The 25,828-nt window shown below is 43.3% G+C and carries 24 protein-coding genes; 20 read left to right on the top strand and 4 right to left on the bottom strand.

All coding sequences use genetic code 11. From position 1 onward, the window contains the following. The first annotated feature begins 63 nt into the window (after positions 1-63). Both CXM95_RS14685 and CXM95_RS14680 read left to right on the top strand, forming a co-directional pair. The gene (locus tag CXM95_RS14685) at positions 64-1,128 is read left to right on the top strand and encodes a DUF1002 domain-containing protein (protein ID WP_101699327.1); all 1,065 of its coding nucleotides are present in this window, start codon (positions 64-66) and stop codon (positions 1,126-1,128) included. A gap of 164 nt (positions 1,129-1,292) precedes the next feature. Further along, on the top strand, positions 1,293-1,664 hold the full coding sequence (locus CXM95_RS14680; RefSeq protein ID WP_087664625.1) for a YccF domain-containing protein: 372 nt from the start codon (positions 1,293-1,295) through the stop codon (positions 1,662-1,664). Positions 1,665-1,941: 277 nt separating this feature from the next. Here the strand turns inward: CXM95_RS14680 and CXM95_RS14675 are convergent, their stop codons facing one another. Then, the gene (locus CXM95_RS14675) at positions 1,942-2,793 is read right to left on the bottom strand and encodes a MurR/RpiR family transcriptional regulator (protein ID WP_005234042.1); all 852 of its coding nucleotides are present in this window, start codon (positions 2,791-2,793) and stop codon (positions 1,942-1,944) included. 483 nt (positions 2,794-3,276) lie between these two features. Continuing rightward, positions 3,277-3,459 carry a hypothetical protein gene (locus tag CXM95_RS18740; RefSeq protein ID WP_005234044.1) on the bottom strand — a complete coding sequence of 61 codons (183 nt, stop codon included), beginning with the start codon at positions 3,457-3,459 and terminating at the stop codon, positions 3,277-3,279. Between the two features lie 259 nt (positions 3,460-3,718). Here CXM95_RS18740 and CXM95_RS14670 point away from each other — a divergent pair, with 259 nt between their 5' ends. From CXM95_RS14670 to CXM95_RS14625, 10 genes are all read left to right on the top strand, one after another. Beyond that, positions 3,719-4,720 (top strand): D-isomer specific 2-hydroxyacid dehydrogenase family protein, encoded by a 1,002-nt coding sequence (locus CXM95_RS14670; RefSeq protein WP_005234045.1) that lies wholly within the window; start codon positions 3,719-3,721, stop codon positions 4,718-4,720. Positions 4,721-4,735: 15 nt separating this feature from the next. Further along, complete coding sequence (locus CXM95_RS14665; protein WP_034878352.1) at positions 4,736-5,839, top strand: iron-containing alcohol dehydrogenase family protein; 1,104 nt, start codon at positions 4,736-4,738, stop codon at positions 5,837-5,839. A gap of 12 nt (positions 5,840-5,851) precedes the next feature. Further along, positions 5,852-6,679: a PTS mannose/fructose/sorbose/N-acetylgalactosamine transporter subunit IIC gene (locus tag CXM95_RS14660; RefSeq protein ID WP_087664627.1), complete on the top strand. Its 828-nt coding sequence runs from the start codon at positions 5,852-5,854 to the stop codon at positions 6,677-6,679. Positions 6,680-6,698: 19 nt separating this feature from the next. Next, positions 6,699-7,556, top strand: coding sequence for a PTS system mannose/fructose/sorbose family transporter subunit IID (locus tag CXM95_RS14655; RefSeq protein ID WP_005234048.1), 858 nt, complete (start codon positions 6,699-6,701; stop codon positions 7,554-7,556). 15 nt (positions 7,557-7,571) lie between these two features. Continuing rightward, a complete protein-coding gene (locus CXM95_RS14650) occupies positions 7,572-8,078 on the top strand; it encodes a PTS system mannose/fructose/N-acetylgalactosamine-transporter subunit IIB (RefSeq protein WP_005234049.1) in 507 nt (168 codons plus the stop codon). A gap of 110 nt (positions 8,079-8,188) precedes the next feature. Then, entirely contained in the window at positions 8,189-9,064 is an 876-nt protein-coding gene (locus CXM95_RS14645; protein WP_101699326.1) for a hypothetical protein, read from the top strand. A gap of 24 nt (positions 9,065-9,088) precedes the next feature. Then, positions 9,089-9,544 (top strand): PTS sugar transporter subunit IIA, encoded by a 456-nt coding sequence (locus CXM95_RS14640; RefSeq protein WP_016621658.1) that lies wholly within the window; start codon positions 9,089-9,091, stop codon positions 9,542-9,544. A gap of 20 nt (positions 9,545-9,564) precedes the next feature. Continuing rightward, positions 9,565-10,662 carry a mannonate dehydratase gene (uxuA, locus tag CXM95_RS14635; RefSeq protein ID WP_101699325.1) on the top strand — a complete coding sequence of 366 codons (1,098 nt, stop codon included), beginning with the start codon at positions 9,565-9,567 and terminating at the stop codon, positions 10,660-10,662. Continuing rightward, a complete protein-coding gene (locus CXM95_RS14630) occupies positions 10,659-11,276 on the top strand; it encodes a bifunctional 4-hydroxy-2-oxoglutarate aldolase/2-dehydro-3-deoxy-phosphogluconate aldolase (protein ID WP_101699324.1) in 618 nt (205 codons plus the stop codon). The genes uxuA and CXM95_RS14630 overlap by 4 nt, the downstream gene beginning before the upstream one ends. 96 nt (positions 11,277-11,372) lie before the next feature. Next, positions 11,373-12,095, top strand: a complete 723-nt coding sequence (locus tag CXM95_RS14625; RefSeq protein ID WP_087664630.1) for an HAD family hydrolase — start codon at positions 11,373-11,375, stop codon at positions 12,093-12,095. A gap of 265 nt (positions 12,096-12,360) precedes the next feature. On the opposite strand, the gene CXM95_RS14620 is transcribed toward CXM95_RS14625, so the two are convergent. Further along, complete coding sequence (locus CXM95_RS14620) at positions 12,361-13,155, bottom strand: AraC family transcriptional regulator (protein WP_172634710.1); 795 nt, start codon at positions 13,153-13,155, stop codon at positions 12,361-12,363. 266 nt (positions 13,156-13,421) lie between these two features. Between CXM95_RS14620 and CXM95_RS14615 the strand changes: the two genes are divergently transcribed. From CXM95_RS14615 to CXM95_RS14600, 4 genes are all read left to right on the top strand, one after another. Then, positions 13,422-15,038, top strand: coding sequence for a glycoside hydrolase family 43 protein (locus tag CXM95_RS14615; RefSeq protein WP_101699323.1), 1,617 nt, complete (start codon positions 13,422-13,424; stop codon positions 15,036-15,038). Beyond that, complete coding sequence (locus CXM95_RS14610; protein ID WP_101699322.1) at positions 15,035-16,360, top strand: ABC transporter substrate-binding protein; 1,326 nt, start codon at positions 15,035-15,037, stop codon at positions 16,358-16,360. Before CXM95_RS14615 ends, CXM95_RS14610 begins: the two co-directional genes overlap by 4 nt. Positions 16,361-16,488: 128 nt before the next feature. Then, positions 16,489-17,400, top strand: coding sequence for a carbohydrate ABC transporter permease (locus CXM95_RS14605; protein ID WP_015510298.1), 912 nt, complete (start codon positions 16,489-16,491; stop codon positions 17,398-17,400). Further along, positions 17,401-18,234 carry a carbohydrate ABC transporter permease gene (locus CXM95_RS14600; protein WP_005228444.1) on the top strand — a complete coding sequence of 278 codons (834 nt, stop codon included), beginning with the start codon at positions 17,401-17,403 and terminating at the stop codon, positions 18,232-18,234. 55 nt (positions 18,235-18,289) lie between these two features. On the opposite strand, the gene CXM95_RS14595 is transcribed toward CXM95_RS14600, so the two are convergent. Next, positions 18,290-19,468 carry an ROK family transcriptional regulator gene (locus tag CXM95_RS14595; RefSeq protein WP_005234059.1) on the bottom strand — a complete coding sequence of 393 codons (1,179 nt, stop codon included), beginning with the start codon at positions 19,466-19,468 and terminating at the stop codon, positions 18,290-18,292. 250 nt (positions 19,469-19,718) lie between these two features. On the opposite strand from CXM95_RS14595, the gene xylB reads away from it, so the two are divergent. The 4 genes from xylB (at position 19,719) to CXM95_RS14575 (ending at position 25,694) form a co-directional block, all read left to right on the top strand. Continuing rightward, positions 19,719-21,215, top strand: coding sequence for a xylulokinase (gene xylB / locus CXM95_RS14590; RefSeq protein ID WP_101699321.1), 1,497 nt, complete (start codon positions 19,719-19,721; stop codon positions 21,213-21,215). 117 nt (positions 21,216-21,332) lie between these two features. Continuing rightward, entirely contained in the window at positions 21,333-22,640 is a 1,308-nt protein-coding gene (gene xylA / locus CXM95_RS14585; RefSeq protein ID WP_101699320.1) for a xylose isomerase, read from the top strand. A 141-nt stretch (positions 22,641-22,781) separates the two neighbouring features. After that, positions 22,782-24,248, top strand: a complete 1,467-nt coding sequence (locus CXM95_RS14580) for a glycoside hydrolase family 1 protein (protein ID WP_101699319.1) — start codon at positions 22,782-22,784, stop codon at positions 24,246-24,248. 36 nt (positions 24,249-24,284) lie between these two features. Next, positions 24,285-25,694 (top strand): response regulator, encoded by a 1,410-nt coding sequence (locus tag CXM95_RS14575; RefSeq protein ID WP_101699318.1) that lies wholly within the window; start codon positions 24,285-24,287, stop codon positions 25,692-25,694. Positions 25,695-25,828: the final 134 nt, after the last annotated feature.

Genomic DNA, 25,828 nt, shown 5'->3' with positions numbered 1-25,828 from the left:
ACAATAACAGCAGTAAGAGGGGAAAATCCCTGAAAAAGAGATCAACACTTGGAGGATATAGTGATGAAAAAACAGACTCGAAAACCAGCGATGATTTTAGCGACTCTCTTGGTATCTAGCCAAGTTTTATTAGCAGCACCACAAGTTTTTGCTGACGAAACCAATTCAACGACGAGCAGTTCCACTGCAACAAGCAGTTCTACCGCAACGACAGCCACTACCGACAGTCAAACAAGTACCTCTGACAGCAGTTCAGATCGTTTGCAAGTCAATGCTGTGGCGATCGGAAATGCCTTGACGAAAGCACAAGAAGACTACACACTTGAGCGCTTAGGCATCCAAGGCGAAACACCGATTTATACGACAAACGGTGCTGACTTGATGAAATACATTCCCGATGGCGGCTTTACTGCAGATTGGGCGGTCTATAGCTCGGTCAGAATGCAGACTTTAGAAAGCGGGGCAGGAATCACTGTCGATATCGCGACACCAGATAACATTACCCGCATCACTGCAGCCCAGTACCAAAATGCAGCGCTGACGGCAGGAATCACTGATGCGAAGCTAACGGTCGCTTCTGCCGTACCGATCGACGGTTCCGGAGCTTTAGCTGGGGTATACAAAATCGTTGAAGAATCAGGCGGTGTCATCAATCAGAATCGAGTAGCCGTAGCTCAAGATGAGATGGATGTGCTTTCTACGATCACCGAAGAGAATAAAGATAAAGAAGGCTATTCCGATGAAGCTTTGAATGCAGCGCAAGAACAAGCGAAAACCGATTTGGCTGCTCAAACTGCAGATGGTACGGAATTGACTCAAGCAGATATTCAAGAGACAGTAGAAAAAGCCTTGAAGGACAACGGACTGGAAGGAATCGTTACGGATAATCAAATTTCTGAATTGACCTCTTTGATGAGCGACATGCGAGACAACAATATCTTCGATGACTTCATCAAAGAATTGGATCTGTCAGAAGCTCGCAAGCAAATCGAAGAAACCTCTAAGGGCCTTTGGGAAAATATCAAGAGCTTCTTTAGCGGCATCTGGTCTTCGATCACCGGTGTCTTCGGCAATGACTCAAATGAATCAAATAACAGCAGCGAATCAACGGTTGATTCTGGACAATAGGAATGAAAGCTTGAACCGTTGCTAATTAGAGCTGTGACGATAACATAGCCAGGAAAAAGGCCAAGCATCTGTTTTTTTGCTTGCACACGCCTCATTTAGGTAAAAAAAATTTCAACTTGCGTTTATGGTACAGTTTTTTAGACGAGAAGAAGGGAGGAAGCAAAATGAATTTTCTGGGCAATCTCATTTGGTTTATTTTTGGTGGATTGATTGGCGCAATCTCATGGTTTCTAGCAGGCTGCCTCTGGTGCATCACGATTATTGGGATTCCAATCGGTTTGCAGTGCTTTAAATTCGCCAGCTTGTCATTAGCACCTTTTGGCAAAGAAATCGTCTACCGAGGTGGTGGTACTTCCTTGATTCTCAATATATTATGGCTGATTTTTTCTGGTGTGCCACTGGCTTTAGGTCATTTAGCTAGTGCGGTCATTCTTGCCATCACTATCATTGGCATTCCATTTGCAGCACAATCCTTAAAGCTAGCCCAACTGGCATTGATGCCATTCGGGGCAGAAGTTGTCTCCAAAAGATGGTAAGAAATGGAGATTTCGAAAACACTTTCCGCTAAGATGGAAAGTGTTTTTTTTGTTGAAAATTGTGTCTGAGAATCTTTATAGATTGCACGAAGGTTTTCTCGTTTTGGTGGCTGATTAAACAATTTTTTGTACAAAAAAATGCCTTCCGCTACATTCTGGGAAGGCAATCATAGTTTAGGCAAATAAAACCATATAAAATTTTCATCCCTTCTTACGGATTAATTGCCGTATGTTCATTAAGAAAAAATATCCACAAGAGAACAACCTTTCTATTCTGTTAGGTTTCTTTTGCTGTTGAGATGGAACGTCTAATTTTTGCAATCGAGCGTTGGGCTTTCTCACGGTTAAGAAACATCACGATCACATAGAGGGAGTCCAAGATACTTAACTGGGCAATCCGAGAAGAAAGTGCCTCTGACCGAAACTCGATTTCTTGTGAAATTGAAATTAAGACGACATCGCCAAGTTTTGCCAAAGGGGAAGCCGCATGACTGGTCACAACGATGATCTTGGCACCGTTGCTCTTAGCAACGTTGGCTAACTCAATCGTTTCTCGTGATTTTCCGGTATGGGAGATGAAAAAGGCGCAATCATCTGGTGTTAATACCGCCGCTTCCATCAATTGGATATGAAAATCTGCACTGTGGAAGACAGAGATCGAAGAGCGCAAAAATTTGTGATAAGCATCTGTGGCTACAATCTCAGAGCCACCCACCCCGAAGAAGAAAAGCCGATTGGATTCATTGATCATTGCTGCGGCCTTCTGAAGATCCTCTTCTTTTAATAACTTTCTAGTGTCCGTGAGCGTCGTCATGATCGAATCGAATACTTTTTGTGCGATCGTCAATTCATTGTCCGATTTCTCGATATTTTCATGGATTGAGAGGGCGGCAAGCTCGCTTTCTTGCATCAACATCGCCATTTTGAAGTCCTTAAACCCATTGTAACCGAGTTTTTTTGTGAATTGGAAAAACGTGGAATCAGCAATGCCCAAATCACTTGAGAGATCACTGATCGAACTGTGGCAGACCTTACTAGGGTTTTCTAACACATAGTCGGCAATTGCTTGTTCTTTAAGACTGAGATCTTTATAAAGCGTTTTTATTTGCAAGCGAATCGAGACAGTCAAAAGCTTCTACCTCCTTTTTAATAACAACATCTCTTTACCTCTAAAGTACCTCTTTTGCGAAAAAAATGCAAATAAAAATTATTTTTATTTTTTATATTTACAAAAAAATATTTTTTTGTATAATAAAGGTGTGGAATGGAGGCGCTATCATAAAGGCGAGCTTATCGGTCTTGGAAAATGGAGAATGTGTCTCAAGCTCAAAGAGCAAAGCGACTTAGGGGAAGGGGCGACCTTGCAGGATCAGTGAAAGAAACTACGGTAAAAAAGGAATCGATCTAGTTTCAGCCAGCATTGAGTGAAGCACATCGATACCTGCCAAACGTAGACTTTAGCCGATGTTACCTACAGGAAAAGCGATCAGTCGAATCACGGTCAAGGGTTAGAGCCAGCTTGATTGAAAGGGGGATTCAAATAAGAAAGATTCTAACTACTGACTGCTCATTTTTTCGCTGATGAAATGAAACCGCTTTTCTGTCGGGCAACTTAGTTATCGGGTTGTGTTGATGGCAAAACAGTTAACTTGGTTACAAAATCAGGTGTTTTTGCAAGCTGTTCGCCAATGGCATCGAAGCAAGTGAGAGGCAATGAAGAAAGGGTCAATTGGGAAACCAACGTCGAACTGGATTTGATTTCGTACCAGTTGGCTTGAAATCTCGCTTTACTCATTACTGATTGCTAGAAACATTCGCATAATTTTTGAAATCCCATTGCTAACAAGGCACACTGATAAGATTGGTAATCCTAAGACAGCAAAATAGACTGAATAAATTGCGCTAGCGATCAATTTGGTGGTAGTTGCAGACGCCGTGAGTTTACTCATGATAAATATTTCACAAGAAAACGATTTCTGGAAAAAGATGTGTGGATAAAAAATGGATCTAGCGACCATGAGATGGTCATAAGAAGCTAAGAGAGGAGCGAATCAATGGGAAATTTCAAGATCGCTGTGGTGAATTCAAGCAGTTTTGGCAAAGTGTTTCCAGAGCATATCCAACGCTTGCAAGCGATTGGACCAGTGAACTACTTTTCCTTCGACAGTGAGATCGGTGGCAAAGAGTTGGCGAAAGCATTGGCGGGTTATAACATCATCATCGCTAGTGTGACCCCTTTTTTTACAAAAGAATTTTTTGAAAATAAGGATGAACTCTTACTAATCACACGGCATGGAATCGGGTATAACAACATTGATTTGGCAGCAGCGAAAGAACATCAAACGATTGTTTCAATCATCCCTGCTTTGGTGGAACGGGATGCGGTGGCTGAAAACAATGTAACGAATTTACTGGCACTCTTGCGTTGTACTGTGGAATCAATGACGCAAGTGCGCGCCGACCAATGGGAAAAACGAGCAGATTTTGTCGGCAGAGCATTGTTCAATAAAACAGTTGGCGTTATTGGGGTAGGCAATACAGGAAGTTGTGTAGTGGAGATTTTAAGAAATGGCTTCCGTTGTGATGTTTTGGCATATGATCCGTACAAATCAGCACTGCATATTCAGAGCTTTGGTGGCAAAAAAGTGGAATTAGATGAATTATTGGCCAAATCAGACATCATTTGTCTTTGTGCGAATTTAACAGAAGAAAACTACCATATGATTTCCTTTGCTGAAGTCGCTAAGATGAAGGATAAAGTCTATCTCTCGAATAGTGCACGGGGAGCATTATTAGATGAAGCTGCCATTGTAAGCGGGTTGAAAAGTGGGAAAATCGCTGGTTTAGCAACAGATGTTTTGGAAGAAGAACCAGGAAGCAAAGACCATCCTTATCTTGCCTTCGACAATGTCGTGATGACGCCACATACCTCTGCTTACACATTAGAGTGTTTAGAAGAAATGGGCAATAAATGTGTGACGGACATCGAGAGAATTACCAAAGGATTGTTACCAGATCGCGCTGTACAAGCACAAAGTAAATTTCTAGCAGTTTAAAGGAGTGTGAAAGAGATGTTAACAGATTTAAAGGTAAAGGTAGGTCCACAAGTGTATCGCTATCATGAAGGAGCAATTGATTTTGTGCCAACGGTGCTAGCCGAGTATCAAGTAAAACGATTGTTGATTGTTCATGGGACTGTTTCGTGGGAAAAAGCACAACCAAAAATGACGTTTTTGAAGTCACTGCCCATAGAAATTTTTTACCATCGTTATACTGGCGAATGCAGCTATTATGGGACTGAATTGATTGAAAACATTGCGCAAGAAAAAGAAATTGATTTTATTCTCGGCGTTGGTGGCGGGAAATTGGCGGATTTAGTCGGTTATGCTGCCCATAAAACCAATTTGCCATTCGGATTGATTCCCACATTAGCGAGCAACTGTGCTCCTTGGACACCGTTATCGGTAATGTACAAAGAGTCAGGAGAAGCAGAAGGGAAAACGGAGCACTATTTGAGACAGGCGGCTTTTTTGATCACTGACCCAACTTTAGTCATTGATGCACCGGTGGACTACTTTATCGCTGGGTTGGCTGATACCTTGGCGAAATGGATCGAATCCGAAGCGATCCTTGCTCAGCCACATCTCCAAGACGAACCATTCTTGCAGATGGCCGGCTATACGGCCAAATTATGTGAAACAGCGATTTTATCTCAATCGAAGCAAGCCATTACAGATATGGAACAGCAAGAAGTCACTGATGCCTTTTGTCATTTGTCTGAGATCATTATAGCTGTCGCTGGTATGGTCGGGGGCTTAGGTGACAAATACGCCCGGAATGCTGCGGCTCATGCGATGCATGATGCCATCAGTAAATATTTGCCTGAGAGTCACCGCTTTCTTCACGGAGAAAAGGTTGCTTATGGGATGTTCTATCAATTAGCTCTTGAAGAAAAATGGGCAGCGATTGATCAGCTGCTGCCATTCTATCAAGAGTTACATCTACCAATGAGCCTCCACCAAATGGAAATCTATCCTAAAGACGAGCAAGTGATCGATCAGTTGGTAGCTTTTATTGATTCGAAAGAAAAAGTTCATCTGATTCCGGTCGAAGTCAACAAAGAACGTTTGAAAGAAGCTATTTATGCGTTAGAAACTTATTTGAAAGATGTATAGGAGGAGCGAAAAATGGATACATTGAGCATTACACAAAGTTTACTGATTGCTTTATGGGTGGCAGCAGTCATGTCTCGTTGGCTCGGTGGAGGCGCAACGCTGACTTTACGATTTTCGCCATTAATGACCGGCTTGATCGTCGGCATAGTGATGGGGGATGTCAAACAAGCGATGATCGTTACTGCAGCGTTGCAAATGATCTATATGGGGGTTTTTGCTCCGGGCGGGTCAATGCCAGCAGAACCATCAGTTGCCGCAGCGATTGCTGTGCCCGTGGCTTTACTTGGGAATCTTCCTGCAGAAGCCGCGATTGCCGTAGCAGTGCCGGTTGGCTTGTTAGGAAGTTACCTATATCAGTTCCGGTTCTTTATCAATACCTTCTTAGGAAAATATACGGATAAAGCAGTAGAAGATCTTAATGCCAAAGCAATGAGCCGTTCCATTATTTTATACCCGACATTGGCTTCATTTATTCTATATGTACCGCTGATTTTTATCTCGCTTTATTTTGGTGCCCCACTGATCGCTGATGTAATCAATGCATTAGAAGGAACTGTAGTTATTCATATTTTAGAAGTTGTTGGTGGTGGTTTAGCGGCAATTGGGATTGCGACAACGGTCTATGTCATTGGCCGTAAAGATTATATGGTCTTTTTCTTCCTAGCTTATTTCATGAGTGTGGTTTTAAGTTCACTGGAAATCACCATGGTAACTTATTCGATTTTTGGCATCTTGATTGCATTGATTTTTGTCCAGTCTCAAAAAGGAAAAATAGCGCCTGCTGCAGAAAAAGCGTCGTCAACTTTTGAAGAAGACGATGATTACGATGATGGTTTTTAACCGATAAGGAGGAGCAATAATGTCAGAAATGGTTCAAAATGCACAAGGTGCGCCCGAAGAAATTACCACAAAAGATGTGACTAAAGCCTATTTAAGATGGCATTTCGCAAATGAAATCCCTCACTCATTCGAACGTTATGTGGCACCTTCGCTTTTATATGCAATGATGCCGATTTTGCGCAAACTCTATAAAGAAGATGATGCGTTAAAAGCTGCTTACAAACGACAACTGCTTTTCTTCAATACACAACTGAGTTGGGGTGGCGGAGTCATCACTGGGTTGATGTCTTCGATGGAACAGCAGCGAGCCGAAGAAGAGTATGAGAAAAAAGAAATTTTGATGCAAGATGATTTGATGTACAACACCAAAGCCGGTTTGATGGGGGCTTTAGCAGGGATTGGCGATGCCATCGATTCAGGAACTGTGCAATACATTTTCATAGCGATTGCGGTGCCATGGGCACAACAAGGGAACCCATTAGGATCCCTCTTCCCATTCATTTGTTTTGCCCTGTATCAAGTTTCCATCGGCCTATTCTTTGCTCGTCAAGCCTTTTCAATGGGGCGCAATGCCACTGGACTGATGCAAAGTACAGGTGTTCAAACAGCCATTGAAACGCTATCTGTTTTAGGTTTATTCATGATGGGGGTATTGGCAGGAAATTATGTGAATGTGAGTTCTTCTCTAAAATTTGATATCTCAGGAAGAGAATTTATTATTCAAGATATTCTTGATCAGATCATACCAGGGATCTTGCCATTGGCTGTCGTAATGGGTGTCTACTGGTTCTATAACAAAAAGGGACTGAAAGTGACTCAAGCACTGCTATGGCTGACTTTGATCTTGATCATTTTAGCTGGTGTAGGGATTTTATAAAAAGGAGTGTCAAAAATGGGTGTAGTAAATTTAGCACGAGTAGACGAGCGATTGATCCATGGGCAGGTCATGATGACCTTGTCGCAAAAAAGCGGAGTCAATTCGATCTTTGTAGTGGATGAAGTAGTAGCTAAGGATAAGTTCATGCGGGAACTATACAAAAATGCCGGTAGCCGAACAGGGCAAAAAACGATCGTCGTTACACCAGAAAAAGCCAAATTTTACTGGGATGAATACAACTTCAAAGATTACAACTGTATCTTGATCGCCAAAACCGTCAGCGTGATGTACGACTTAGTCAAACATGGCGTGCCGATGAAAGAATTGAACATAGGCGGTATCGCCCAAAAAGATCCTGAAAAGGATCTTCTCGTTACAAAATCTGTTTATTTAAATCAAGCTGATGCGCAAAAACTCAAAGAAATGAATGAAGAATATGGTGTGGAATCAATCTATTTTCAGGCAACGCCTTCTGCACCGAAATCAACACTGAAGGATGTTTTGAAACAGTTCAAGTTATAAGTAGCATACTAATTCATTTATATCTAAGGAATATTGTGAGGGAAGCTGGGGGATCTCGCAAGGAAAAGAGGTCCTCCAGTGTCAGTAATTTGTGAATAGGAGAATCTGCCATGAATCAAACAGAAGCATTTCGTGATTGGCTTTTTCGTTATCGGTATGTCTATCGGTCGCGATCAACGGATAAAAGCAAACAAAGATTTTTGAAGGCACTCATCGCGGATATCATTCCATTTCGCAAAGACCTTCAGGTGATCGAGTATGATCACACGAAAAAAAACGCCTCACGCAATTTGTATGTTGGTGATCTGACCAAAGCAAAACGGATCATCTGCACATATTATGATACACCGCCAGAGCATTTCGGCGATTACCATTTTTTTGATCGGCAGGAGCAAGGCCGTAAAACAAATCAATTTATTCTGACTGCTTCAGCAGTGATGATTCTTTTAGGGTTGTTGGGGACTTGGCTTTATATCCACTTTGTCTCAGGGAGATTTCCCTTATTGTCTTGGCAAACAGCGCTTTTTGCTTCAGGGGTCGGTATTTATTTTCTGCTATTAAATCGCGTAAGCCGCGGGGCAGGATTTCAGCAAAATCTAACCCGCAATACCTCCTCTATCTTAGCGCTGCTGTCCTTGATCAGTCAAAACAGTCAAACAGCGACGGCCTTCGCATTTCTTGATGACGGAAGTTACGGAGAACGCGGGTTGGAAGTGTTACGTGATTCAGTAAGGCCGAATGCGAAGATTTATTATTTAGATTCTATTGGTGCCGATGCTCCGATTCGAGCTATCGGCAAGCAATTCAATGAAGGGCAACTGCAGCAGTTGGCGATCGAACACAGTAGTGAAGCAATGGGCAGCCTCAACTATCTGTTTTGTGCAGAAAAGCAGCAGGATCAGACGTATGTGCTGCCTAGAAAACAATTAAAGCAAAAAGAGCTGAATCTGAGGAATATGCAAAAAGTTCTTGCGTTATTTGGTTAGGAAGCGAAAAAGGAGGAATAACATTTGTTAGGAATCGTATTGGCAACTCACGGACAGCTGAGTACTGGTTTTAAAGATGCTGCAGAGGTGATCATGGGCAGTGTCGAAAATATTGCGGTCGTTAATTTGAACCACGGAGAGGATATTCAACTTCTGGGAAACAAAATCCATGAAGCGATTCATGAAACAGATCAAGGGGACGGTGTCTTGGTGTTTGCTGATCTATTGAGTGCCAGTCCCTACAATCAGTCGGTTGTTACGATCAATCAATTAGATGAACCACTTCAGGAAAAGACGTATGTGATCGGCGGAGTGAATCTACCGATGGTATTAGAAGCAATCAATCACCAATTTTTGGCGACACCGATTGAACAGGCGGTGGCAGCAGTGATCCAGCAAGGAGAAAACAGTGTAGCGCTTTGGCACAATTCTTCAGCAGGTGATAGTAGCGAAGAAACTGATGAGGACGATGATTTTTAAAAACGAAAGGATGACAGCAAATGCAATGGGGGTTTCGATGGTACGGGGAAGGGGATACGATCCCGTTAACGAATATTCGACAAATTCCAGGAATGCACGGCATTGTAGGAACACTTCTAAATAAAATGCCTGGAGATGTCTGGGAGATTTCCGAAATCAACGCACTAAAAGCATCAATTGAAAAAGAGAATCTTTCACTATTAGGGATTGAGAGTGTGGCGATCCACGATGCGATCAAAGCCGGAACAGAGGAACGGGATCACTACATCGATCAATATATTCAAACAATTCGGAATTTAGCAGCTTGTGATGTACATATGATCTGCTATAGCTTCAAACCGATCTTCGGCTGGGCAAAAACAAATCTATTTTATCAAAACGAGGATGGCAGCTCCTCTTTGCTCTATGATCAAGCCGTTGTGGATGATATGGAACCTAGTGAGATGTATACGCTGATCCATAGCCAATCAAAAGGCTTTAAATTACCAGGTTGGGAAGAAGAACGACTGAAAAAGTTCCAGCGTTTGATGGCAACTTATGAAGGGGTCACTCAAGAGATCCTCTTTGATAACTTAAGCTATTTCTTAAAGCGAATCATTCCTGTGTGTGAAGAAGTAGATGTGAAAATGGCGATCCATCCGGACGATCCACCTTGGGAAATTTTTGGTTTGCCACGGATCACCAAAAATTTAGAGGACTTGAAAAAAATCATGGCCATCGTGGATTCGCCTTATAATGGGGTGACGTTGTGCACCGGTTCGTTAGGTGCCGATCCAGAAAACGACATGGTGGAGATCGTTCATGGCTTAAAAGGCCGCATCAACTTTGTTCATTTTCGCAATGTGTTGTTTATGGGGGAACGCAAATTTAAAGAATCTGCCCATCTTTCCACTGAAGGATCGTTAGATATGTATGCCATTATGAAAGCCTTGGTTGAGGTCGGTTTTGATGGTGTCATCCGTCCTGATCACGGGCGGACGATCTGGGGGGAAGTGGCGATGCCAGGCTATGGTCTGTATGATCGCGCGATTGGGATCAGTTATCTTCAAGGGCTTCATGAAGCCGTCTTGAAAGAGCAAATGCAATCGAGGGGAACGAAGGGAGGAGAGAGCGTATGACACTCTATGAACAATTGGCAAAAACAAGGGTGTTGCCTCTTTACACTGCAACAGACCTTACCTATTTGCCAGTAGTAGAATCACTGCTGATTGAGCATGAACTGTATTTTATTGAAGTGACCTTCCGCAGTGCCCTTGCTTTAGAAGCGATTGAAAAACTCTCTCAATCGGGCAAATTGATCGTAGGCGCAGGCACGGTCCGCACCTTAGAACAAGCGAAAGCAGCAGTTGAGAAAGGGGCGCGCTTTATTGTTTCCCCTGCTCTTGTACCTGATGTGGTGGAATTTTGTCTTGCCGAAAACATTCCAGTGTTTCCAGGGACAGCTACGCCAAATGACATTCAACGGGCAATGGATTATGGCTTATCAGTTGTGAAATTTTTCTCTGCGGATATCTACGGGGGCTTGCCGGCAATCAAAGCCCTCAGTGGTCCGTTTTATGATATTCGATTTGTCCCAACTGGCGGAATCACTCTCGAAAATGTTCAAGACTATTTATCTGATCCGCAAGTATTAGCGGTTGGAGGCTCCTTCATTCTGTCAGAAGCGCTAGTAAAAGAAGGGCGGGAAAAGGCTGACAGCCATTTGGCGCATGTAAAATCATTGCTAAGTTGAGCAGTCAGCTGTAAATAAACAAGATGAAGCAATGGGTGCCAAAGGATTTTGGTACCATTGCTTTTTTATTCGCAGAAAAGCAAAGGAGGCCATAGGATGGAGAAGATAAAACTGGTGATTTTTGATATGGACGGTTTGATGTTTGAAACAGGTCGGTTAGCTTACCGCGCCTATTTAAGAGCCGCGGAGGAGTATGATTTTGAAGTTTGCCAAGATGTTTATTATTACCTGACTGGCAGAACGGAAGCAGATATTCGTAAAGGGATGCAGGAACTTTATGGCAGTACGGTACCAACGGATCGGTGGCGAGAAGCGATGAATCGTCAGAAAGAAGTGATTTTAGCTGAAGAAAAACGGGTTTTCAAAAAGCCCGGCCTTCTTGAACTATTGGAAGCATTAAAAAAACAAGATTGCTTGATAGCCGTGGCGTCCTCTTCGTCGAAAGAAAAAATCAAGGCGTATTTTGAAATGGAACAGATGCCAGATTGGTTTGATACGGTGGTTTCTGGGGATCAAGTGCGAAAGGGCAAACCTGATCCAGAAATCTTTCTGACAGCATGCCAACAATTAGGCGTAAAGCCTGAAGCAGCCTTGGTATTAGAAGATTCTCTAGCCGGCATAAGAGCCGCAAAACAAGCCAAGATCCCAGCTTTTCTGATTGCGGATGATTTGAGTATTTTGCCAGTCAAGAAAAATGGGAAGTATCCTTTGCTTAAACAGCCAAAACTTGAGCAAGAAGTAGCTGCACAGGTGAAAACTTTTTCTGATCTGACGGAAGTCAGAGACTGGCTAGTCGTGAATCATTTTTCTTGGGCTTGATCGATGTTCCAAGAAGCTTCGATAAAGCAAACGGCATTAAGCAAGAACATACGGTGCTATAAATCAGGCATAGCGTTACGGAATCGGTAAAACAACAAAGGTTCATTTTGGCAATTGGTTTTTTCCTGCTCATTTCTCTATGAAGAAGGGGAGAGTTAGAATGTTTTTCACTACTTTCTGGGAACGTGGCAAAAGGCTGACTAGAAAAACGAGTAAGATTGTAGCAGCTCACTTTATAGGTAAGTGAAGCTGCTTTTTTGTTTTGCTATTCCTTCAGCAACGAAAAATGAGCATTGTGTGTTAAGCGGTATTCTTTCGGAGTCAGTGAGGTCAATGCTTTGAAATTTCGATTGAAGGTTCGCACATTTTGAAAGCCAGCCTGTTCTGCTACTTCCGTAATCGGCAAGAGACTATGGGTCAGCAAAAAAGAGGCATGGCGAATTCTTGCTTGATTCAAAAGCCGAGGAAAGGTGCTTTTCAATTTCTCAGTGATCATTCTGGAAACGTAGACGCTACTATAACCGATACTGCTGCTTAGTTTTTCGAGCGTCAGCTCTTCTTTGAAGTGTGACTCGATATAGGCAAGCAGCTGGATCAGGATATCCTCTTGGTTTTTGGCTGGTAGTAAAGTCGTTTGGTGCTCAAAAAGGTAAAGGACTTGATACAGTGCCGATTTTCGTAAATAGAGGGAATCCGTTTCAAATAAAGGATAATACAGCTGATTTGCGACAGACGGATCAATGGTGATAACGGGATCTGACAAAGCGAAATCTTTGGTTTTAGCATAAAAATCTGGAATAAACTCCGGCGAAAAAACCAGAATATGCAGTTGTGATTCCTTAGGGGTTTCGATGGCATGGGTCTGGTAAGGCATGACTAATAACACTTGGCCAGTTGTAAGGACATAGGGACTTTCTTCGATTTTGACAACCGCTTCGCCGTCACTACAAAAAAGCAATTCAAAGGAACGATGAAAATGTTCCATGTAATTAAGCGAGTAGGGATGGTAACTGGAAACGCCTAGGTATTCGCCAAAATGATATTCTTCTAAAATGGTCACGCAATCTTTCCTCCATTTTTTGTCTATCGATGTGTGGAAATCGTCCTGTGAATGATAGCGATTTCATTTTATAATTATGACAGTTCAGCTGAAGAAAGTAAATAGAACAATGATTAGTGAATATTTTAAAAATGGACTGCAGTAACAAGTTTCTTTTTTTAGTTAGGTATATTAGTAAAGAAAACTTACTAACTGAAAGAAGCTCATTCCTACTGACTCTCAGTTGAATCACAAAATGCCAAAAAGGGAAAGAGGAGGAAATTTTTTTGATTACCAATCCGATACTAACAGGCTTTCATCCAGACCCGAGTATTTGTCGTGCAGGAGAAGATTATTACATTGCTACGTCGACCTTTGAATGGTTTCCAGGTGTGCGCATCTTCCATTCAAAGGATTTGAAGAACTGGCGCTTGATCAGTACACCAGTCAATCGTGTCAGTCAGTTGAATATGCTGGGAAATCCTGATTCTGGGGGCGTTTGGGCGCCAAACTTAAGTTACAGTGATGGTCGTTTTTGGTTGATTTATTCAGATGTCAAAACACAATCCAATAGCTGGAAAGATGTGAACAATTATTTGATCACCTGTGAAACCATTGATGGGGATTGGTCAGAACCAATCTATATGAACTCTTCTGGTTTCGATCCCTCGTTATTTCATGACGATGACGGCAAAAAATATTTTCTGAACATGGTATGGGATTATCGCCCGACAAACCATTCCTTTTATGGGATCGTTCTACAAGAGTTTGATTGGCAAGCCAAGAAATTGGTGGGGCAGCCCAAAATTATCTTCAACGGAACAGAGCGCAAATTGACTGAAGCACCGGTCATGTATAAAGTGAACGGCTATTATTATTTATTGACGGCAGAAGGCGGCACCCAATTTGAACATGCAAGTACCATCGCTCGTGGAACACACATTGAAGGCCCCTATGAAGTTCATCCTCAAAACCCTCTAATTAGTTCATGGGGACAGCCAGAGATCCCGCTACAAAAAGCCGGTCATGGTTCATTTGTGAAAACGCAGACCGATGAATGGTATTTTGTTCACTTAACAGGACGAGCGCTGAAGTATCCAGAAACACCCCTCTTAGAAAATCGCGGCTATTGCCCGCTCGGACGAGAAACAGCGATCCAGTCTGTTTACTGGGAAAATGATTGGCCGTATATCACAGGCGGGAACTTTCCAAAAGCGGAGGTCCCACAGCCACAGCTGCCCGAACATCCGTGGGAAACAGAATCAGGCTTTGATGATTTTGAAGATGCGTCGTTGGCACCAATGTTTCAAACCTTGCGGATTCCTTTTTCTGAGGAAATCGGTAGTTTGACCGCACGACCAGGGTATTTGCGCTTGTATGGGCGAGAGTCGTTCAATTCCTTGTTCCATCAAGCACTGGTGGCAAGAAGATGGAGCGATTTTCGTTTCGAAGCAACGACTGCCGTCGAATTTTCGCCGACCTCGTTTCTACAGTTGGCAGGCATGACGAATTACTACAATACACAAAATTGGTCGGCGATCTACATCACTCATGATGAGAGGAAAGGAAAAATCATCACTGTATTGGCAAGCGAAAAGGGCCAACTGAAGAGCCAAAAAGTATCAAAAGTTGTGATACCAGCCGATGTACAAACGGTCTACTTCAAAACGATCGTCAATTATGCCCACTATCAATACGCGTACTCCTTTGATCAAAAAGAGTGGCAGGTCATCGATCAGCTATTTGACAGCTTGCAATTGTCTGACGACTATGTGGCAGAACATTACGGTGGGTTCTTTACGGGGGCTTTTGTGGGGATGTTTGCGATCGATACGACTGGCAATCGTTTGGCGGCTGATTTTGATTCATTTGACTATCAAAAAATCGAGGAGGAAGAAAGATGAAAAATTGGAAACGGGTCGTACAAACAGCGTCAATGGCGGGCTTAGCGGCTTTTATGCTTAGTGGCTGCGGGAATGGTTCAGGAAACAGCGGCTCGGATAACAGCGCAACGGGAAGCAGTGGCAAGGATGAACTCGTGGTTTGGACCTTTACTTCAGAATTATCAACGATGATCAATGATTACTATTTGCCGGCGCATGACGATTTGGCCTATGACATTCGGATCGTGGAGATTCCTTCTGACCAATTCGAGACTAAGCTCGATCCGATTCTCGGTTCCAAAGATGCACCAGATGTGATTGCTTTAGAATCTGCCTTTGTCAAAAAATATGTGGAATCAGGGATGATGGCAGACCTTGGTTCACTGGGACTTGATGAAGCCGCGGCAGATACGTATCAATATGTCAAAGACGTAGGAACTTCAAAAGACGGGGTTCTTCATGCCTTGGCTTGGCAAGCTGCTCCTGGCGGGTTTTATTACCGGGCGTCGATGGCAGAAGAGCTGCTAGGGATCGATGATCCAGCGGCTGCGCAAGCGGCCTTGTCAGACTACGACAAGTTCTATGAGGAAGCCAAAGCAGTCAAAGAAAAAAGTGGTGGAACCACCTATATGATCTCTAGTGTCCAAGATTTGGCGAAGCCTTTTTATGGTCAACGCGAACATGGCTGGATTGAAGACGGTAAATTAGTGATCGACGACAGTTTGTATGATTTGTTGGATATATCACGAAAATTTGTAGAAGAAGGCCTGACACAAGATACAGAAGGACAATCAGAAGCTTGGTTTGCTGGAATGAATAGCGACAATGTATTCGGTTATAGTTTGCCGACATGGGGGCTGCACTATTGGTTAAAACCAAATGCGACAGCTGCCGATAACTCCAGCTCAACAGAAGGGGACTGGCGCATGATCCAAGGACCGTCGTCGTGGTTCTGGGGCGGCACATGGATCGGTGCTACGGCAAATTCTGAGATGCAAGAAGAAGCGGCGCAATTGGTGGCTTACTTGACCACAGATCAAGCATTTTTAAAACAATGGGCCGAAGATACCGGTGATTTTGTATCGAATGAGCGAGTCGTTGAAGAAATTAAAAGCGAATACCAAGAGGAATTTTTAGGCGGTCAAAACCACTATGCAGAATTTGCCGATATGGTTCAAGACATCAACGCGAAAATTCTGACCGAGTATGACCAGACGATTGAAACCCTCTTTACGGATAGTTGTTTGACACCATATTCAAAAGGTGAAGTGGATCAGGAAACAGCAATCCAAAACTTTAAAGATGCGGTCGTCAATGCTTATCCAGATGTTCAAGTAGATTAGGTGTTGTAGAAACCGGCACCGAAGACGGGGTCGGTTTCAACCTTTTCTAGGTACTATGCGCTGCTTAAAGGGCTTGTCTTTACAGGCAGAAGTTGGCAGTAGAATAAAAAAATATCAGGGGGATTACGATGCAGAATAAGAGAAGATTTGAACAGTATCATCGCTATGGGCTATTATTTATCGCACCATTTTTTCTAGCATTCTTGGTTTTTCAGCTTTATCCAATTCTCTATACGATTTACCTAAGTTTTACGGATCTAAAAGGGTGGAATCCAGCTGCCAATCTTGTCGGACTGGATAACTATTTTGCGATTTTTCGCAACCCGTTATTTTTAAAATCGATCAGCAATACCTTTATTTTGTGGGGCGTAAACTTTGTCCCTCAAATTGGCTTGGCTTTGTTGCTGGCGGCATGGTTTACCAATATCAAGTTGCGCTTGCGGGGGAAAGGCTTCTTCAAAGTCGCTTTTTACTTACCCAACATCATTACTGCCGCTTCAGTAGCAATCTTATTTTTCGTTTTGTTCAGTTTTCCGTTAGGTCCGATCAACCTAGTCTTGCAGCATTTCGGTGTTTTGGACCAGCCCTATGACTTTTTCCGTAGTGAAACGGGCACTCGGCTGATCGTTTCCTTTATCCAATTTTGGATGTGGTATGGTCAGACCACGATCGTTTTGGTTTCGGGCATTTTGAGCATTGATGATGCTCTTTTTGAATCAGCAATGGTCGATGGAGCCAATGATGGTCAAATTTTCCGCAAGATCACGCTGCCTTTGTTAAAACCAATCTTGCTTTATACATTGGTGACGTCTTTGATTGGCGGCTTGCAAATGTTCGACATTCCTTTTTTGCTGACAAACGGTAATCCCAACAATAGTGTCTTAACGATCACGATGTTCATCTACAACCAGGCCTTTACCGGGAGTCGGAATTTCAACGTTGCCGCAACCGCGTCGGTACTATTATTGGTACTTTCAATCGTATTAAGCACGTTATTGTTTCAATTTTTCAAAGAAAACAGCAAAGTGGGGCGAAAATAAATGGAAAATAGCTATCGAGCAAAACGATTGTTGATCTATGTCTTTTTGGTGTTGCTGACCATCCTAAGTATACTGCCGTTTTGGGTCGTCTTAGTCAATGCAACCCGTTCAGCGGAACAGATCCAGCAAGGGCTGTCCTTGTGGCCCGGCGGTAATCTCCAATACAACTGGTCCGTCTTAATGGGCAGAGGCTTCAATGTTTTCAATGGGTTTAAAAATAGTTTCCTGATTGCTGCTGGTGCTACCGTTCTCAATGTGTATTTTTCGGCGCTGACGGCTTATGGCGTGATCGCCTATGAATTTCGTGGCAAGAAAGTCCTGTTTGCTGTCATTCTTGGGCTGATCATGATTCCTCAGCAAATCAGCATGATCGGTTTTTATCAATTTATGAATCGCTTAGGACTCTTAAATAATTTTCTGCCATTGATTTTACCAGCGATTGCATCACCCGCGACCGTTTTTTTCTTAAAGCAATACTTAGAAACGATCTATCATCCTGATTTGGCAGATTCTGCTCGTTTAGACGGAGCCGGCGAAATCAAAATTTTCCATCGCATCATGTTGCCTTTGATGAAACCGGGCTTAGCTACCATGGCGATTTTCTCGTTCGTGACCTCGTGGAATAATTTCTTGATGCCCTTGATCTTGATCAACGATACGGAAAAGTATACGTTGCCGATGCTGGTCCAATTGTTGAAAACTGATGTTTACCGTACTGAATTTGGCAGTATGTATCTAGGGATCTCATTAAGTATTATTCCTTTACTGCTGATTTACCTGTTTCTATCGAAATACATCGTGGGCGGTGTGACGGCTGGCGGAATCAAAGGATAGCGATACCCTTTTACCAAAAGAAAACGCTGGACTGAGTTTTCAGTCCAGCATTCATTTAACGGATCGCACGGGAGAGATCAAGTGCCGCAAAGCGCAAATCGTTGATATTTAAGAAATGTTTTGCCACTAAAACGTTGCCGCCAAATAACGGGGCTTGATCGCCTAATCGACTGTTTTTGATCTTCGTGTTTTTGGTGAACTGGCTGGTCAATTTTTGCTGCAGCGCCAGTAATAAATCAGGAATTTTGCGATAGATCGAGCTGTTGATATAGACTTCTTCGGGATCAGAAAAAGTGATGACATTATTCAGCCCAATACTAAGAAACTCAACATTTTGTTGCGCCAATTCGACTGCTGATTTTTCTCCGGCATGGTAGGCTTGTGCGAAGGTATCCGAATTAACGAACGCAGTTTTTGTATAGTGGCTATAGGTATCAAACAAGACTTTGTTCGAGGCATATTGCTCTAAGCAACCTCGATTGCCGCAAGGACACAAGTTGCCGTGAGGAAAGAGCGTAGAGTGGCCAACTTCCCCCGCCATGCCGTGAGTACCGGTTTGCAGCTGCCCATCAACGATGATTCCGACACCGATCCCACTATGGACGCTGACGCTCAGTAAATTCGTGGAATCAGAAGAAAAACAGTACTCGCCTAAAGCCGTCAGATTGGCTTCGTTCTCTATATAGACCGCCGTATTGTATTTTTGGCTCAAAGGGGCGATCAAATCAAAGTGTTCCAAGTCGTAGTAGGGGGCAAAGGTGATCGTCTGATTGTGAACGATACCGTGGATCGCCAAACAGATTCCTACTAATCCATGAGTGGTTTGCGGCATTTGCGGCCAAAATTCTTTCATCATGGAATCGATCGTCGCCAGTACATTTTCTTTAGTGATCAATTCATGGGAATGATCGGCGGAGGCGATCATCTCGCCATTGATATAAGAAAGCATTCCACGAACATAGTTATAGCCGATGTCAAAGGTAACAGCTAAGCTGCTGCGGTGATTGAATTGCAATTGAATCGGTTTGCGACCACCGATCGAAGTGGAATCCCCAATGCCGACTTCGCGAACGAAGTCCGTGTCGATCAGTTTTTTTGTTATTTGAGAAACAGACGCTTTATTGAGATGGGTCAAATTTGATACTTCCGCTCGTGACACATTTTCATTGTCAATGATCGTCTTCAATACAGCCGCTTCATTTTGTTCGCGTATGCCCATTTTATTGATAATCATGTGTTCTCCTCTTCATAGATGTGATTAGTGTTAGTTTACCGTGCAAATTAATATTGTGCAAGCTGAAGAATAAAGAAAAGAGGAAGAATGTAGGAGCAGCAGTTTGAGAACGAAAATCAAAGAAAGAATCGTTGAAAGCGCTTGACAGAAATACGAGAATCGTTTACTATCCAATTAGTTAGTTTTGAATGCTAATTAACCGATTGAGAGGCAATGGTTAACTGCTTCAAACAGAGGAAGGAGAGAAGAGATGGCTTATTTTTTAGGGTTGGATCTAGGAACAAGTGCGTTAAAAGGCTTAGTTTTTGATCAAACCGGGGAACTCCAAGGAACAGCAAGTGTTGACTATCCATTGTCATCCCCTAGACCGGGGTTCAGTGAGCAAGAGCCTGTGCATTGGCAAGAGGCGGCAGATAAGGTAATCAAAACCTTGATCCAGCAGCTTCCAACGTTGCAGAAAGAATTGATCGGCATCAGCTTTTCCGGGCAAATGCATAGTCTTGTTTTATTGGATGAAGAAAACCGAGTCATTCGTCCGGCAATATTATGGAATGACGTTCGAACCACCAAACAATGCCAAGCGATCATGGCATCCTTTGGAGAGGAAATAAAAGCAATCACCAAGAATATTGCTTTGGAAGGGTTCACCTTACCCAAAATTTTATGGGTCCAAGAACACGAGCCTGAACATTGGCAACAAGTTCGTCACATGATGTTGCCAAAAGACTACTTGGCTTTTTGGCTGACTGGTAACTATTCGATGGATTATTCTGATGCGGCGGGTACGTTACTGCTGGATATCGAAAAGAAGTGCTGGTCTGAAGCCATTCTAGAAAAATTCGCAATCGCATCGGATTTACTGCCGCCGCTTTTTGAATCAGCAGCGCCTGTAGGGAAAATGCGAAAAGAACTGCAAGAAGCCTTTGGCTTTGAACAAGAGGTGACGATCTATGCAGGTGGCGCAGACAATGCCTGTGCTGCATTAGGTTCAGGGATCATCGCCGAAGGTGTCGGCATGGTGTCGATTGGCACTAGCGGTGTGTTCTTATCCTTTGAAGAAGCGCAAGAGGTTGATTATCAAGGCGATCTACACCTTTTCCGTCATGCGATCAAAGACAAGTTGTATTCAATGGGGGTCACGTTAGCCGCTGGAAATTCCTTAAGCTGGTATCGTGATACGTTTGCCCCAAACCAATCGTTTCAGGAATTGCTTTCAGCGATCAGTGAGGTAAAACCGGGGGCAGAAGGCCTGCTGTTTACGCCTTATATCGTGGGCGAACGCACACCACATACCGACAGCCAAATCAGGGGAAGTTTTATTGGCATTGACACACGGCATCGCGAAAAGCATTTCAGTCGTGCCGTCTTAGAAGGGATCACCTTCTCTCTGAAAGATTCCCAAATGATCATGGAAGAACGAGCACAGCGGAAATTCACCCAGATCGTTTCTGTGGGGGGCGGTGCGAAAAATGCCGAATGGCTGCAAATGCAAGCCGATATTTTTAATGCAGAAATGCTGACTTTATCTACTGAACAAGGTCCAGGTATGGGCGCAGCAATGCTGGCAGCAATCGGCAGCGGCATTTATCCAGATGCGGCCGCTTGTGTTAACGCCTTTGTCAAATACAGCAAGGCCATTGCACCGATTCCTGAAAATGTCGCCAAATACCAAGAAATCTATGCGATCTACCGGACCGTCTACCAGCAAACCGCGCCTATCTGCCATGCGTTGGCGCAAATCGAATAGCATAATGGCAGCAGAAAATCTGCTTGATTAAAGCGAGGAATCGTTTTTGGTTCTAAATGATTGGAACCAAGTAAGTTAGTTTATTACACTAAAAAACATAAAATGGAGGCAACAACAATGACTTATTTCCCAGAAATCGAAAAAATCCGCTACGAAGGTCCTAAAACAGACAATATGTTTGCATTTCGCCACTACGATGCCGAAGAAGTTGTTTTAGGCAAGAAAATGAAAGATCATCTACGTTTTGCAATCGCCTATTGGCATACGATGACGCAAGACGGCTCTGATCCTTTCGGCGCACCCGTCAACAAACGGACGTGGATCGGTGACACCGAAATGGAAACAGCGAAAAATCGAGTAGAAGCCTTCTTCGAGATTTGCGAAAAATTAGGGGCAGAGTTCTTCTGTTTCCATGATGTTGACGTGGCACCTGCGGGAGAAACGTTAGAAGAATTTTTCCAAAACTTAGACGAAATCACCGATTTGATCAAAGAAAAAATGGAACAAACGGGAATCAAACTATTATGGAATACAGCAAATATGTTCTCACATCCTCGTTTCAATAACGGCGCTGCTTCCACCAATAATGCGGAAGTTTACGCGTATGCAGCAGCCCAAGTTAAAAAAGGCTTAGATATCTCGAAAAAATTAGGCGGTGAGAACTATGTCTTCTGGGGCGGCCGTGAAGGCTATGAAACCTTGTTGAATACAGACATGAAATTTGAACAAGACAACATCGCCCGTCTATTCAAAATGGCGATCGCTTATGGAGGGAAAATCGGTCATAAACCGCAGTTTTTATTAGAGCCGAAACCAAAAGAACCATCAAAACACCAATATGATTTTGATGCAGCGACAACGATGGCCTTCATTCAGCACTACGGCTTAGAAGGAGATTTCAAATTAAATCTAGAAGCCAATCATGCAACATTAGCTGGGCATACCTTTGAACATGAAATCGCCGTCGCTCGCAGCTATAACGCATTAGGCTCACTGGATGCCAACCAAGGAGATATGCTGTTAGGATGGGATACGGATGAATTTCCAACCAACGTCTTTGACTCGACACTCGCTTTATACGAAGTCTTAGAAAACGGCGGCATCGCACCGGGAGGAATCAACTTCGATTCTAAAGTCCGTCGTTCGTCATTTGAAATGGAAGATCTGTTGTTAGCTCACATCGCTGGTATGGATACGTATGCCCGAGCGTTGAAAGCAGCAGCGAAACTGAAAGAAGACCGCTTCTTAGACGAGTTGAAGGAAAAACGGTACGCCTCTTTCCAAGAAGGCATCGGAGCGAAGATCGTTGCTGATGAGGAAAACTTAGAAACACTGACAGATTACGCATTGGCACATGATCAAATCGAATTAGAATCCAGCCACATTGAATATGTGAAATCGCGTTTGAATGATTACCTGTTTTAATAAGAAACGACTGTCGTTCTGAGGAGCGACAGTTTTTTCACCTAAAAAATATCTTTTGGCAATTGTTACGAATCAACCAAATTATGATACGATAAAATGTAACCGATTTAACTCGGTTTAGGAATTGAAGGAGGCAACTTGATGTTTCACACAAACTTAGATCCTTTCCCAGAAAACTTCTTATGGGGGGCGGCTTCGGCGGCCTATCAAATTGAAGGTGCATGGGCAGAAGACGGCAAAGGTCCGTCGATTTGGGATACCTATGCCCAAATTCCCGGCAATACCTTTGAGGAAACCAACGGCAAAGTGGCGATCGATCACTACCATCGATACAAAGAAGATGTTGCCTTGATGAAGCAAATGGGCTTGAAAGCCTATCGCTTCAGCGTGGCGTGGTCGCGAATCGTGCCTGATGGCGAAGGTGCGGTCAATGAAGCTGGTGTGGCGTTTTACGAAAAGCTGGTGGACGAATTGCTTCGGCAAGGAGTAGAACCGATTTTGACGCTGTATCATTGGGATCTTCCTCAGGCTTTGCAAGACAAATACCAAGGATGGGAGGGACGAGAAACAGCAGCGGCATTTGAACGGTATTGCCGAATCCTGTTTGAACGCTTAGGAAAGAAAGTCACCTATTGGGTCACCATGAATGAACAAAATGTCTTCACTTCTCTTGGGTACCGTTGGGCGGCACATCCACCGGGCTTGAAGGACTTAAAACGGATGTATGCAGCCAATCATATCATCAACCTTGCCAATGCAAAGGCAATTAATTTGTTCCATGAGCTGGTTCCACAGGGCAAGATTGGTCCAAGTTTTGGCTATGGTCCGATGTATCCGTTTAGCTGTGACCCAGAAGATGTGCTGGCTGCAGAAAATGGCGAAGCCTTCAACAACGCGTGGTTTTTAGATGTCTATTGCAAAGGCGAATACCCGAAATTTGTCTACAAGCAATTAGCCAAAGTCGGTCTGGCTCCTGAAGTCACTCCAGAAGATCAAGCACTATTAAAACAGGCAAAACCTGATTTCTTAGGGATCAATTACTATCACGGTGGAACGGCCCAACAAAACAATTTGCAAAAGCAGTCAGCTGAAAAGAAAGAATTTTCTAAAGTCGATCCGTATTTGATGCAAGCGGCAGCTGGCGAGTTCTCACCAGAAGAAACCATGTTTGTGTCAGCAGAAAATCCTCACTTGAAAAAAACAGATTGGGGCTGGGAGATCGATCCCGTTGGTTTCCGCGTAGCCTTGCGGCGCATCCAAGCCAATTATGACTTGCCGATTTTTATTACTGAAAATGGGTTAGGCGCTATCGATCAATTGACAGAAGACAAGCAGATCCATGACCCATACCGCATCACCTATTTGCAGGAACATCTGGTGGAACTGCAAAAGGCCATCACGGATGGGGTTGAGCTGATCGGCTATTGTGCTTGGTCCTTTACAGATCTACTAAGTTGGTTGAATGGATACCAAAAACGCTATGGGTTTGTTTATGTCGATCGCGACAATCAAAACGAACGTCAGTTGGCGCGCATCCCGAAGGATAGTTTTTATTGGTATCAAGAGGTGATTCGCACCAATGGGGCAAGTTTGACAAGTGAAACATGATGTAACGAAGGAGTAGCTGAAAATGGAGGTTGGAAAATGCGTAAAGTGTTGATCGTTGATGATGAAGCATCGATCCGAAATGGACTGCCTCTGATCATCGATTGGGAATGTCTGGGGTATCAAATTGTCGGGTCGGCGGAAAACGGCGAAGATGGCTTGGCAATGATCCGCGAATTGAAGCCAGACGTTGTGATCGCTGATATCCGTATGCCGGGAAAAAATGGTCTTGAGATGGTGCAAGCAGCATCGGAGGAAGGGCTTTTGTTTTTTGCCATTATTTTGTCCGGCTACTCAGATTTTGACTATGCCAAGCAAGCGTTGCAACTGGGTGCTGTGACCTATTTGCTGAAACCAGTTGATGAAGAAGAGCTGATTGGTATTTTGACGAAAATCGATCAAAAAGCCAAGACCGATCAGCAGAAAAATCAGAAGAGTCAGTTGATGGAGAAATTGTTTGGCGGGGATCAAACGGGGATCAAAGACGCACAAGCCATCAAGCTATTGCGACTTTCCGAGGAGGCAGATGCCCAAAAGCTGGTTGAGAAATTGCAGGAGCAAGTGGCGCAAGTCATCACCTTGATCCATCGGCATCATCGGTATTTGGTTTTGTTAAACGAGGAACGCTTTCCCGACGAGGCGATCGATGCGTGGTGCCGCAAAAAAATGGCTCATCAAGAGATCTTGATCTCCCGCTGGTTTGCGGCGCAAGAGAACTTGAAGCCATTGATGATCGATATCCAGACATTAAGTAAATTGATTTTCTTATTTCCCAATCAAGTCATTTCTCACCATGTTTTGGATACGACCCAAGAAGCAGAAGAACGAAGCGATTTGCGTGAAGAATTAGTAAAAGCGATTTTGGCAAACGATCCGTTGGAACAGCCGTTATTCCGCTATTATCAAACCTTTTATCATTTATTGGCATTGGAAGAAGAGATCAAATGGCAAGTCAATGGCGACATCGAATGGCTGCAGCATCAAATCAGTGAAAAAGTAGCATTAGCGATCGAATGGTCGACAGACGAAGTGCATCAGCAGATTTTTCTCGCCCAAACGTTTCCGATGCTACAAGAGGTGATCACCGAAAAACTAGCAGACTTGCAAGCAACAGTCGCCAGCAGTTTGAACCAAATCGATATCATTGCAGAATTGATCCAATACACAAAAAAGCATTATCAAGAAGATTTGACCTTGAAAAAAATCGGGGAACGTTTCAATTACAATAGTGCCTATCTAGGCAAGAAGTTTCGCAAAGAAACCGGTAAAAATTATTTGGCGTTCTTGGATGAAGTACGAATGGAAAAAGCGGTGGAAATCTTACGTCATTCCAATCTAATGGTCTACGAAGTTGCTGAATTGGTGGGCTACAGCAATGTTGATTATTTCTATAAAAAGTTCAAACAATACCATCAGGTTTCGCCGAATGAGTTTCGGAAAAATGAATAACCACAAAGATGTCCGTGATTTTCTACGGACATCTATTTTTTAGGGTAACGATGACTAAATTGCTTGGTAGGCTTTCTTTTTTTTCTTTTATATAATTTAGATGAAACTGTAAGCGCTTTTTGAACGGAGGAGGA

Origin of the sequence: Enterococcus sp. CR-Ec1 (assembly GCF_002850555.1) — a bacterium.
Lineage (GTDB): Bacteria > Bacillota > Bacilli > Lactobacillales > Enterococcaceae > Enterococcus_D > Enterococcus_D entomosocium.
Note: the sequence above shows the minus strand (reverse complement) of the source record. Positions and strands in the feature narration are given on the sequence as shown.

Excerpts from the sequence above, each read along its gene's own strand:
- CXM95_RS14685 (WP_101699327.1), top strand. The coding sequence starts at position 64 with ATGAAAAAACAGACTCGAAAACCAGCGATGATTTTAGCGACTCTCTTG.
- CXM95_RS14680 (WP_087664625.1), top strand. The coding sequence starts at position 1,293 with ATGAATTTTCTGGGCAATCTCATTTGGTTTATTTTTGGTGGATTGATT.
- CXM95_RS18740 (WP_005234044.1), bottom strand. The coding sequence starts at position 3,459 with ATGAGTAAAGCGAGATTTCAAGCCAACTGGTACGAAATCAAATCCAGT.
- CXM95_RS14670 (WP_005234045.1), top strand. The coding sequence starts at position 3,719 with ATGGGAAATTTCAAGATCGCTGTGGTGAATTCAAGCAGTTTTGGCAAA.
- CXM95_RS14665 (WP_034878352.1), top strand. The coding sequence starts at position 4,736 with ATGTTAACAGATTTAAAGGTAAAGGTAGGTCCACAAGTGTATCGCTAT.
- CXM95_RS14660 (WP_087664627.1), top strand. The coding sequence starts at position 5,852 with ATGGATACATTGAGCATTACACAAAGTTTACTGATTGCTTTATGGGTG.
- CXM95_RS14655 (WP_005234048.1), top strand. The coding sequence starts at position 6,699 with ATGTCAGAAATGGTTCAAAATGCACAAGGTGCGCCCGAAGAAATTACC.
- CXM95_RS14650 (WP_005234049.1), top strand. The coding sequence starts at position 7,572 with ATGGGTGTAGTAAATTTAGCACGAGTAGACGAGCGATTGATCCATGGG.
- CXM95_RS14645 (WP_101699326.1), top strand. The coding sequence starts at position 8,189 with ATGAATCAAACAGAAGCATTTCGTGATTGGCTTTTTCGTTATCGGTAT.
- uxuA (WP_101699325.1), top strand. The coding sequence starts at position 9,565 with ATGCAATGGGGGTTTCGATGGTACGGGGAAGGGGATACGATCCCGTTA.
- CXM95_RS14630 (WP_101699324.1), top strand. The coding sequence starts at position 10,659 with ATGACACTCTATGAACAATTGGCAAAAACAAGGGTGTTGCCTCTTTAC.
- CXM95_RS14625 (WP_087664630.1), top strand. The coding sequence starts at position 11,373 with ATGGAGAAGATAAAACTGGTGATTTTTGATATGGACGGTTTGATGTTT.
- CXM95_RS14610 (WP_101699322.1), top strand. The coding sequence starts at position 15,035 with ATGAAAAATTGGAAACGGGTCGTACAAACAGCGTCAATGGCGGGCTTA.
- CXM95_RS14605 (WP_015510298.1), top strand. The coding sequence starts at position 16,489 with ATGCAGAATAAGAGAAGATTTGAACAGTATCATCGCTATGGGCTATTA.
- CXM95_RS14600 (WP_005228444.1), top strand. The coding sequence starts at position 17,401 with ATGGAAAATAGCTATCGAGCAAAACGATTGTTGATCTATGTCTTTTTG.
- CXM95_RS14595 (WP_005234059.1), bottom strand. The coding sequence starts at position 19,468 with ATGATTATCAATAAAATGGGCATACGCGAACAAAATGAAGCGGCTGTA.
- xylB (WP_101699321.1), top strand. The coding sequence starts at position 19,719 with ATGGCTTATTTTTTAGGGTTGGATCTAGGAACAAGTGCGTTAAAAGGC.
- xylA (WP_101699320.1), top strand. The coding sequence starts at position 21,333 with ATGACTTATTTCCCAGAAATCGAAAAAATCCGCTACGAAGGTCCTAAA.
- CXM95_RS14580 (WP_101699319.1), top strand. The coding sequence starts at position 22,782 with ATGTTTCACACAAACTTAGATCCTTTCCCAGAAAACTTCTTATGGGGG.
- CXM95_RS14575 (WP_101699318.1), top strand. The coding sequence starts at position 24,285 with ATGCGTAAAGTGTTGATCGTTGATGATGAAGCATCGATCCGAAATGGA.